Genomic DNA, 249 nt, shown 5'->3' on the forward strand with positions numbered 1-249 from the left:
GGCGCTGAGCCGCGCCAGATGCGTGGCCGTGTCGGCCGGGACCCGCGTGCGGTCGGTCTCGAGGCACGCCGTGACGAGTTCGTGCACGGCGCCGAGGTCGAGCGGCCGCAGTGCGCGCAGGGCGCAGACACCGCGCCGGGCCGCGGACCGGGCGATGTCGCGGGCGCCCGAGGTGCCGTCGCGGATCGTGCCGATCAGCAGCACGCGGGCGGATTCCAGGTTGTTGACCAGGTACTCCAGGATGAACAG

At 73.9% G+C, this 249-nt stretch carries 1 protein-coding gene; it reads right to left on the minus strand.

Annotation, left to right across the window (positions count from 1 at the left end; all coding sequences use genetic code 11):
* On the minus strand, positions 1–249 hold a 249-nt coding region (locus tag G3I65_RS18965), incomplete at both ends, for a hypothetical protein (protein ID WP_160697291.1).

It is taken from the genome of Amycolatopsis sp. SID8362, from assembly GCF_010550475.1.
GTDB classification, from domain to species: domain Bacteria; phylum Actinomycetota; class Actinomycetes; order Mycobacteriales; family Pseudonocardiaceae; genus Amycolatopsis; species Amycolatopsis eburnea.